Here is a 9691-nt window from a genome sequence, read left to right as displayed (position 1 = left end):
CCCCCCCCCCCCCCCCCCCCCCCCCCGCCCCCCCCCCCCCCCGGCCCGCCCCCCCCCCCCCCCGCCCGAACCGGCTGTGCCCTGGGCCGTCGCACCCCCGTGGGCCGCGCGCCGGCCCGCCTTCGCGCGGTTCGGCGTGCTGTGGCTCCTGCTGTGGACGGTGTTCCTCGGCGAGCCGCTCGCGGCGGCCTGGGACCGGCGGGACACCGCCCAGGGCCTCGCCGGGTTCGTGGTGACCCTCGCTTTCGGTGCCTGGTACATCGGGTACTTCATCCTGCTGCGTCGCAGGCGGCTCGCCGGCGGCTGGTTCGTGCCGCGACCCGCGGTCGCCGTGGTCGGTGTGAGCGTTGCGCTCGCGCTCGCGGTGCTCGGCTGCCTCCTCCTCGGCCAGGTCGCGGACACCACCGCCGTGTACGTCGGCGTGATGCTCGTCATGACGCTGCCGGGTCGTCGGGCGCTGGCGTTCGGCGCCGTGAACGCCGCGCTCTGGTACGCGACCGGCTTCGTCGTGCCCGGCTGGCAGCCGGACAACGGTCTGCTGCTCGGCACGCTGGCCGCGATGCTCGCGGCCTTCGGCTTCCGTCAGATGGCCATCGGCAACGCCCGCCTCCGCGCCGCGCAGGAGGAGAACCAGCGCCTCGCGATCGCCGAGGAGCGCAACCGCTTCGCACGCGACCTGCACGACATCCTCGGCCACTCGCTCACAGTGATCACGGTCAAGGCGGAGCTGGCGGGCCGGCTGATCGACGTGGACCCGGAACGCGCCAGGGCCGAGGTGCTCGAGCTCGAGCGGCTGTCCCGCGACGCGCTGGCCGACGTCCGGCGTGCCGTCGCCGGCTACCGGGAGCTGACCCTGCCCGGCGAGCTCGCCCGAGCCCGCGCGGCCCTCGATGCCGCCGAGATCACCGCCGACCTGCCCAACTCGACGGACACCGTCGAGAGCGACCTGCGCGAGCTCTTCGCCTGGACCGTGCGCGAAGGAGTCACCAATGTGATCCGGCACTCCGGCGCCGGCCGCTGCGAGGTGCGACTCGGCCCGACGTCCGCGGAGGTCCTCGACGACGGCCACGGACCAGTCGGCCCCGACGACCTCGGCCACGGCCTGCTCGGCCTGCGCGAGCGCGCGGCCGCGGCCGGTGCGGAGGTCGTCACGTCGCCGGTCGCGCCACGCGGCTTCTCACTCCTGGTCACCGTCCCGGCGCCGGACCGCGGAGCCGCGCGATGACGATCCGGCTGCTGCTGGCGGACGACCAGGCACTCGTCCGTGGAGCCCTCGCCGCGCTGCTCGGCCTCGAGCCCGACCTCGAGGTCGTGGCCGAGGTCGGCAGTGGCGACGAGGTGGTCGAGGCCGCCCTGACGCATCGACCCGACGTCTGCCTGCTCGACGTCGAGATGCCGGGGCTCGACGGCCTCGGTGCCGCCGCCGCCCTGCGCGATCGCGTGCCCACGACCAAGGTGCTCATGGTCACGACGTTCGGGCGGCCGGGCTACCTGCGGCGCGCTCTGCAGGCCGGCGCCGCGGGGTTCGTGGTCAAGGACACCCCGGCCGCCCGCCTGGCGGACGCGGTCCGGCGTGTGCACCAGGGGCTCCGGGTGGTCGACCCGGCCCTGGCCACCGACTCGCTGCTGGCCGGCGAGTCGCCGCTCACACCCCGCGAGACCGACGTGCTGCGCGCCGCCCGGGACGGGGCGTCGGTCGCGACCATCGCCAGGCGGCTCGTGCTGTCCGAAGGCACGGTGCGCAACCACCTGTCGTCGGCGATCGGCAAGACAGCGGCCGGCAACCGTGCGGAGGCCGTGCTCACCGCCGAGCAGAACGGCTGGCTGTGAGCGGTTCCCGCGGTCAGGCGGTACGGGTCGAGCGGTGCAGACGCGCTGCGGTGCGCAGCGCCTCGCGGGCGCGGCGCCGGTCGCGGGCCGCGTCGTAGGCGAAGCCGAGGCGGAACCACGCACCCCAGTCCTCCGGGGCCGCCTCGACCGCAGCCCGAGACACCTCGAACTGCTCGTCGGCGGCCGAGCGGTCGATCCGGCCGCCCGCCGTGCGGGGCAGGGTGTCGGCGTCCAGGCCGCCGGTCGCGGCGAGCTCGTCGGCCATCTGCTGCACCTCGTGGGCGAGCCACCACTCGCGGCCCAGCAGCGCGATCCCGAGCACCGGGAGCGCCAGCACCGCCACGCCCAGCAGCACGCCGATCAGGTCACCGGACCCGAGCAGTGCGACGCCGCGGCCGAACGCCACGACGAGGTAGATGAGCAGCAGGGCGGTGACCACCACCGCAGCGACCAGGCCACGCTTCACGCCGTCGTCCTCACAGGTCCAGATAGCTCTCGAGCCCGACCGTCAGGCCGGGGCGGGACGCCACGGTACGCACCGCATGCACCACACCCGGCATGAACGAGACGCGGTCGAGCGAGTCGTGTCGGATGGTGAACAGCTCCCCTGCGTTGCCGAACAGGATCTCCTCGTGCGCGACGAGGCCTCGCAGCCGGACCGCGTGCACGCGCACGCCGTCGACGTCGGCGCCGCGCGCGCCGTCCAGCGCCGCCGCGGTCGCATCCGGCATGCCCGGCATGCCGGCAGCAGCGCGAGCTGCCGCGATGCCCGCCGCGGTGTGCCGGGCAGTCCCGCTCGGGGCGTCGACCTTGTCCGGGTGGTGCAGCTCGACGACCTCCGCCGACTCGAACCACGGCGCGGCCTTGGCCGCGAACGCCATCGCGAGCACGGCCCCGATCGCGAAGTTGGGTGCGACGAGCACGCCGAGCCCGGGGTACGCGGCCGCGTGCTCACGCACCCGACCCAGCGAGCCCTCGTCCCAGCCGGTGGTGCCCACCACCGCATGCACCCCCGCGTCGAGCAGGGCGTGCACGTTCGCCTCGGTCGCCGACGGCACGGTGAAGTCCACGGCCACGTCGGCCACACCCGCGAGCGACGCGACGTCGTCGCCGACGTCGAGACGGGCGACGAGCCGGAGGGCCTCGGCCTCCTCGACGGCGGCGCACACCGTGCGCCCCATCCGCCCGGCCGCGCCGAGCACCGCCACACGGGTCACGGGCGACGAGGTCACGGGCGGCACCCTACGCCCCGCCACCGAACGGCCCCACCCGCACGATGGAACGGGGACGGGACGCGAGCTCGGCGGCGAGCTTCTGGACGTCGTCGGCCGTCACCGCACGGATCCGCTCGAGGGCCTCGGAGAGGCTGACGAGCTCGCCCTGGACCAGCTCGGCCTTGCCGAGCCGGTTCATCCGCGAGCCGGTGTCCTCCATACCGAGGACGAGTCCGCCGGACAGCTGGCCGATGCTTCGCTCGAGCTCCGCCGTCGTGATCGACTCGTCGGCGAGGCGCTCCCACTCGGCGACCATGAGCTGCTCGACCTGGTCGACCTTGTCCGGGGCACAGCCCGCGTACAGGCCGAAGAGGCCGGTGTCGGCATGGCTCGAGGAGAACGAGTAGACCGCGTAGGCCAGTCCCCGGCGCTCCCGGATCTCCTGGAACAGTCGCGACGACATCCCGCCGCCCAGCACGGCACCGAGCACCGACATCACGTAGCGACGGTCGTCGGTCGCGGTGAGACCCACGCCACCGACGATGACGTTGGCCTGCTCGGTCGCGCGCCGGACCACGACCTCGGTGCCCGCGTCGGGCACCCACGCGGACCCGGCGACCCGGCGGGCCACGGGTGCCGTGCTGTCGTCGAGCGGCCAGCCGCCGTCCTGCAGCACCGTGGTGACGCTCGCGCAGAGCGCGTCGTGGTCCACCCCGCCGGCCGCCGTGACCACCAGGCCCGCAGGCCCGTAGTGCTCGCGGTAGTGCTCCCAGACCGCGTCGCGCGGTACCGCCCGGATGGTGCCGGGCGTGCCGCCGATCGGGCGTCCCAGCGGGTGGTCACCCAGCACGGCCGCGGCGAACTGCTCGTGCGCGACGTCGCTCGGGTCGTCGTCGTTCATGGCGAGCTCTTCGAGGATCACCCCGCGCTCGACCTCGAGCTCGTCGGGGTCGAGGCGCGCCGAGGTGACCATGTCGCCGATCACGTCGACGGCCATCGGCAGGTCGGCGTCGAGCACCCGCGCGTAGTAGCAGGTGCTCTCCTTGCCGGTCGCCGCGTTGGCCTCACCACCCACGGCGTCGAACGCCTCGGCGATGTCCATCGCGGTGCGCCGAGCCGTGCCCTTGAACAGCAGGTGCTCGAGGAAGTGGGTCGCGCCGTGATGCCCGTCGCGCTCGTCGCGCGAGCCGACCCCGACCCAGGCACCGATCGTCGCCGAGCGAAGGCCCGGCATCGACTCGGTGAGGACCCGGACACCGCCGGGCAGGACGGAGCGGCGCACCAGGGCGCCGCCGTCCTGCCCGGCGGTCAGCTCGTGACCGGGCTCCAGCGGGAGAGCGAGCGGCACCTCAGGCCTGGACGCCCTCGGTCTCGGCCGGCGCGTCGGCCGGCTTCGCGCCGTCCTCCTCGACGACCGCGTGCAGCGAGAGCTTGCCGCGCGGGTCGATCTCGCCGATCTCGACCTGGACCTTCTGACCGACCGCCAGGACGTCCTCGACGTTCTCCACCCGCTTGCCGCCGACCAGCTTGCGGATCTGCGAGATGTGCAGCAGACCGTCCTTGCCGGGGGTGAGCGAGATGAACGCGCCGAACGACGTCGTCTTCACCACGGTGCCGACGAAGCGCTCGCCGACCTCGGGCATGTGCGGGTTCGCGATCGCGTTGATCTGAGCCCGCGCGGCCTCGGCCGACGGACCGTCGGTCGCGCCGATGTAGACCGTGCCGTCGTCCTCGATGGTGATGTCGGCGCCGGTCTCCTCCTGGATCTGGTTGATCATCTTGCCCTTCGGGCCGATGACCTCACCGATCTTGTCGACCGGGACCTTGACCGTGATGACGCGCGGCGCGGTCGGGGACATCTCGTCCGGACCGTCGATCGCCTCGTTCATCACGTCGAGGATGTGCAGCCGCGCCTCGCGGGCCTGGGTCAGCGCACCGGCCAGGACCTCGGCGGGGATGCCGTCGAGCTTGGTGTCCAGCTGGATCGCGGTGACGAACTCGCGCGTGCCGGCGACCTTGAAGTCCATGTCGCCGAACGCGTCCTCGGCGCCGAGGATGTCGGTCAGGGCGGCGTACCGCGGCTGCCCGTCGACGACGTCGGACACCAGGCCCATCGCGATGCCGGCGACCGGGGCGCGCAGCGGCACACCGGCGTTCAGCATCGACAGGGTCGAGGCGCACACCGAGCCCATCGAGGTCGAGCCGTTGGAGCCGAGGGCCTCGGAGACCTGGCGGATCGCGTAGGGGAACTCCTCGCGGCTCGGCAGGACCGGCACCAGCGCCCGCTCGGCCAGCGCGCCGTGACCGATCTCGCGGCGCTTGGGCGAACCCACCCGGCCGGTCTCACCGGTCGAGTAGGGCGGGAAGTTGTAGTTGTGCATGTAGCGCTTGCGGGTCTCCGGCGACAGCGTGTCCAGCTGCTGCTCCATGCGGAGCATGTTCAGCGTGGTGACACCCAGGATCTGGGTCTCGCCGCGCTCGAACAGCGCCGAGCCGTGCACCCGCGGGAGCACCTCGACCTCGGCCGAGAGCGTCCGGATGTCGCGCAGGCCACGGCCGTCGATCCGGAAGCCGTCGGTGAGGATCCGGCGACGGATGACCTTCTTCTGCACGGCCCGGTAGGCGGCCGACAGCTCCTTCTCGCGGCCCTCGAACTGGCCCGCGAGCTGCTCGACGATCTGCGCCTTGAGCTCGTCCAGGCGGTTCTCGCGGTCCTGCTTGTCGGCGATGGACAGCGCCTCGCCCAGCGGGCCCTCGGCAGCGGCCTCGACCGCGGCGTACGAGTCCTCCTGGTAGTCCGGGAAGGTCGGGAACTCGCGGGTCTCCTTGGCGGCCTTGCCGGCCAGCTCGATCTGCGCCTCGCACAGCGCGCGGATGAACGGCTTGGCGGCCTCCAGCCCCTCGGCGACCTTGTCCTCCGACGGCGCCACGGCGCCCTCGTGCTTGATCAGGTTCCAGGCGCCCTCGGGGGCCTCGGCCTCGATCATCGCGATCGCGACGTCGTCACCGACGATGCGACCGGCGACCACCATGTCGAAGGTGGCACGCTCACGCTCGGAGTAGCGCGGGAACGCGACCCACTGGCCGTCGATCAGCGCGATGCGGGTGGCACCGACCGGGCCGGAGAACGGCAGGCCGGACAGCTGGGTGGACATCGACGCGGCGTTGATCGCGACCACGTCGTACGCGTCGTCCGGGTGCAGCGCCATGACGGTGATGACGACCTGGACCTCGTTGCGCAGGCCCTTGACGAACAGCGGGCGCAGCGGGCGGTCGATCAGGCGGCAGGCCAGGATCGCCTCGGTGGACGGGCGGCCCTCACGCCGGAAGAACGAGCCGGGGATCCGGCCCGCGGCGTACATCCGCTCCTCGACGTCGACGGTCAGCGGGAAGAAGTCGAACTGGTCCTTCGGGTGCTTGCCGGCCGTGGTCGCGGACAGCAGCATCGACTCGCCGTCCAGGTAGGCGACCGCCGCACCGGCGGCCTGCTTGGCGATCCGCCCGGTCTCGAACCGGACGGTGCGGGTGCCGAAGCGACCGTTGTCGATGACGGCCTCGGCGAACTGGATCTCGGGTCCCTCCACGGGAGCCCCTCTCTACGAAGCCCCGTCGGTGACGGCCTTCGATCGAGGTCCGCGGACCGGGACCTGCCCTGTCCGCGAGCCACTACCGAGGACCGGCAACCGGTCGGGGGCGGTGAACATGAGCGTGCCCGGGCCCTAGGGCCCGGGCAGTGGGTCAGCGGCGCAGACCGAGACGCTCGATGAGGCTGCGGTAGCGGTCGATGTCGACCTTCTGCAGGTAACCGAGCAGTCGGCGACGCTGACCGACGAGAAGCAGGAGCCCACGACGCGAGTGGTGGTCGTGCTTGTGCTCCTTGAGGTGCTCGGTGAGGTCCTTGATGCGCTGGGTGAGCAGCGCGACCTGCACCTCGGGCGAACCCGTGTCGCCGGGCGACGTCGCGTACTCGGTCATGATCTGCTGCTTGGTAGCGGCGTCCAGGGGCACTGGTTCTCCTTCAGGGTTCGTTGCGCGGTGCTCCGGGGCATGTCCACCCGGGCGCTGTTGATCCGCGGCCGGAATCACGGCGGCTGTGATCCTATCAGCAGGCGAGCCGCCGCCCCAATCGGTCGGACCGAGCGGGGCTCACCAGCCGGGTTCGGCCTTGCCCGCCCGCAGCGGCCCGCCGGCCAGGAGCGCGTTCGTGCGCTCGACGTCGTCGTGCATCTGGTCGATGAGCTCGGTGATCGACTCGAACCGCACGGTCGGCCGCAGCATCTCGACGAACTCGAGCACGACCTCCTCGCCGTACAGCTCGAGGTCGGTGCGGTCCGGCACGTGCGCCTCGACCCGTCGCGAGTCGCCGTCGAACGTCGGGTTGGTGCCGATCGAGATCGCGACCGGCAGGAAGCCGTCCGGTGCGTCGTCCGGATGGCCGACCCGACGCATCCAGCCGGCGTAGACGCCGTCGGCCGGGACCATGCCCTGCATCGCCGGGCCGAGGTTCGCCGTCGGGAAGCCCAGCTCCCGCCCGCGGGCGTCGCCGTGCACCACGACGCCGCGCACGCGGTGCGGGCGGCCGAGGATCTCCGCGGCGGCGCGCACGTCGCCGGCCGTGAGCAGCTCGCGCACCCAGGTCGACGACCAGCGCCGCGACGGGTCCGGCCCGCCGTGCACGTCCTCGATCACCTGCACGGTGAACCCGTACCGCTCACCGAGCTCGACCATGGTCCGCAGGTCCCCGGAGTTGCGGCGACCGAACCGCACGTCCCGGCCGACCACCACGACGGTCGCGTGCAGCCCGTCGACGAGGTAGCGGCGGACGAACTCCTCGGGCTCCTGCGCGGCGAACTGCGGCGTGTAGTGGATGACCAGGGTCGCGTCCAGGCCGGTCTCGGCGAGGAGCTCGAGCCGGTCCGTCAGGCCCGTGATGAGCGGCGGGGCGCTCTCCGGCCGGTGCACCTGGGCCGGGTGCGGGTCGAAGGTCACTGCCACCGACGTCGAGCGGACCTTGTGCGCGTCCGCGACCATGGCGCCGAGCACCGACCGGTGACCGCGGTGCACGCCGTCGAAGTTGCCGATCGTCACGACCGAGCCGTCCAGGGCAGGGACCTGCGCCAGATCGGTCCACCGCTCCACGCGCTCTCCTCGATCCTCGGTCCCACGGCGGCACGACGATCACCGCGGGGACAAGACTGCCACGCCCAGGTCCCAGGTCCGAACCGGTCGGGGCCCGCGGGACGGGTGGGCTCAGGCCGGCGCGACCACCAGGACCGGTCGGTCCCTGCCCCGCTCACGCGCCAGCAGCGCCACCAGCGCGCCGTCCGGCGCGTACGCGGCGACCGGCGCCTCCCGCGTGCCCGCCGTGCCGTCCGACGGCGGCAGCGACCGCCCGAACGACAGCTCCACGGCCTCGTCGGCGTCCAGCTCGCGCGCGGGGAACGTCGCGCGCGCCGCGTCCGCGAGCGACAGCAGGCGGGGCGCTTCGCTGCCCGCGACCGCGGCGGCCAGGTCGACGGCGCCGTCGAGCCCGTAGCCGCCGACGCGGGTGCGCCGCAGCGCGGTCAGGTGGCCCCCGACACCGAGCGACGCACCGAGGTCCCGCGCCAGCGCACGCACGTACGTCCCGGACGAGCACACCACGCGGGCGTCCACGTCCGCGAGCCGCGTGCCGTCCGCGGCCGTCACGGCGCGCGGCGGGCCCACCTCGAAGGCGTGCACGGTGACCGGGCGCGCAGCGAGCTGCACGTCCTCGCCCGCCCGGACCCTGGCATAGGCGCGGCGCCCGTCGACCTTGATCGCGCTCACGGCGCTGGGCACCTGGTCGATCGGCCCGGTCAGCGTCGCGACCGCGCGGGCCAGCTCGTCCGGGTCGATCCGGTCCACGCCTTGGGCCTGCGCCACCTCGCCCTCGGCATCGTCGGTGACGGTGGTCTGGCCGAGCCGGATCGTCGCGAGGTACTCCTTGTCTGCGCCGACGAGGTACGTGAGCAACCTGGTCGCCCGGCCGACACCGAGCACCAGCACGCCGGTCGCCATCGGGTCGAGCGTGCCCGCGTGCCCGACCTTCCGGGTGCCCAGGAGCCGTCTGGCACGAGCCACGACGTCATGGCTGGTCCAGCCCGCCGGCTTGTCGACCACCAGCAGCCCGTCCGGGTCGCCGGCCATCAGGCCCCCGCTCCGCCCACGGTCGGGGTCAGTCCTCGTCCTCGTCGGACTCGTCGGCCCGCCGGTACGGGTCCGCCTCGCCGGCGTAGCTGGCGGAGGCGGCGAGCCGCGCGACCTCGGCGTCGCGCTCGGCCGCAGCCCGCAGCGCGTCCTCGAGGTGCGCGGCGGTCTCCGGCACGGCGTCCGGGATGAACTCGAGCGTCGGCGTGAGCCGCACGCCGGTCTGCCGCCCCACCTCGGAGCGGATCAGCCCCGTCGCGCTCGCGAGCGCGGCCGCGCTGTCGACCCGCGCCGCCTCGTCGCCGAGCACCGTGTAGAAGACCGACGCGTGCTGCAGGTCGCCGGTGACCCGCACGTCGGTGACCGTCACGAAGCCCAGCCGCGGATCCTTGATCCGGGTGTCGAGCATCTGCGCGACGATCTGCTGGATCCGGTCGGCGAGCTTTCTCGCCCTGGGGTGGTCGACCATCACAGCCTCC

The 9691-nt window shown here is 73.5% G+C and carries 10 protein-coding genes; 2 read left to right on the top strand and 8 right to left on the bottom strand.

Annotation, left to right across the window (positions count from 1 at the left end):
• Positions 1–76: 76 nt before the first annotated feature.
• Entirely contained in the window at positions 77–1225 is a 1149-nt protein-coding gene (locus OEB99_RS17580; RefSeq protein WP_263578596.1) for a sensor histidine kinase, read from the top strand.
• Positions 1222–1830: a response regulator transcription factor gene (locus OEB99_RS17575; protein WP_263578595.1), complete on the top strand. Its 609-nt coding sequence runs from the start codon at positions 1222–1224 to the stop codon at positions 1828–1830. The genes OEB99_RS17580 and OEB99_RS17575 overlap by 4 nt, the downstream gene beginning before the upstream one ends.
• Before the next feature lie 13 nt (positions 1831–1843).
• Here the strand turns inward: OEB99_RS17575 and OEB99_RS17570 are convergent, their stop codons facing one another.
• The 8 genes from OEB99_RS17570 to rbfA all read right to left on the bottom strand — a co-directional run bounded on the left by OEB99_RS17570 (position 1844) and on the right by rbfA (position 9681).
• Positions 1844–2296 (bottom strand): hypothetical protein, encoded by a 453-nt coding sequence (locus tag OEB99_RS17570; RefSeq protein WP_263578594.1) that lies wholly within the window; start codon positions 2294–2296, stop codon positions 1844–1846.
• 10 nt (positions 2297–2306) lie between these two features.
• Entirely contained in the window at positions 2307–3062 is a 756-nt protein-coding gene (dapB, locus tag OEB99_RS17565; RefSeq protein ID WP_263578593.1) for a 4-hydroxy-tetrahydrodipicolinate reductase, read from the bottom strand.
• 10 nt (positions 3063–3072) lie between these two features.
• The gene (locus OEB99_RS17560; RefSeq protein WP_263578592.1) at positions 3073–4392 is read right to left on the bottom strand and encodes a M16 family metallopeptidase; all 1320 of its coding nucleotides are present in this window, start codon (positions 4390–4392) and stop codon (positions 3073–3075) included.
• Position 4393: 1 nt separating this feature from the next.
• The gene (locus OEB99_RS17555; protein WP_263578591.1) at positions 4394–6628 is read right to left on the bottom strand and encodes a polyribonucleotide nucleotidyltransferase; all 2235 of its coding nucleotides are present in this window, start codon (positions 6626–6628) and stop codon (positions 4394–4396) included.
• 154 nt (positions 6629–6782) lie between these two features.
• A complete protein-coding gene (rpsO, locus tag OEB99_RS17550; protein ID WP_263578590.1) occupies positions 6783–7052 on the bottom strand; it encodes a 30S ribosomal protein S15 in 270 nt (89 codons plus the stop codon).
• A gap of 138 nt (positions 7053–7190) precedes the next feature.
• On the bottom strand, positions 7191–8183 hold the full coding sequence (locus OEB99_RS17545; protein ID WP_263578589.1) for a bifunctional riboflavin kinase/FAD synthetase: 993 nt from the start codon (positions 8181–8183) through the stop codon (positions 7191–7193).
• 111 nt (positions 8184–8294) lie between these two features.
• Positions 8295–9212, bottom strand: a complete 918-nt coding sequence (truB, locus tag OEB99_RS17540; protein WP_263578588.1) for a tRNA pseudouridine(55) synthase TruB — start codon at positions 9210–9212, stop codon at positions 8295–8297.
• A gap of 28 nt (positions 9213–9240) precedes the next feature.
• Complete coding sequence (gene rbfA / locus OEB99_RS17535) at positions 9241–9681, bottom strand: 30S ribosome-binding factor RbfA (protein ID WP_263578587.1); 441 nt, start codon at positions 9679–9681, stop codon at positions 9241–9243.
• Between the last annotated feature and the right edge of the window lie 10 nt (positions 9682–9691).

It is taken from the genome of Actinotalea endophytica, assembly GCF_025717005.1.
Taxonomy (GTDB): domain Bacteria; phylum Actinomycetota; class Actinomycetes; order Actinomycetales; family Cellulomonadaceae; genus Actinotalea.
This window is presented reverse-complemented; position numbering and strand designations above follow the sequence as displayed.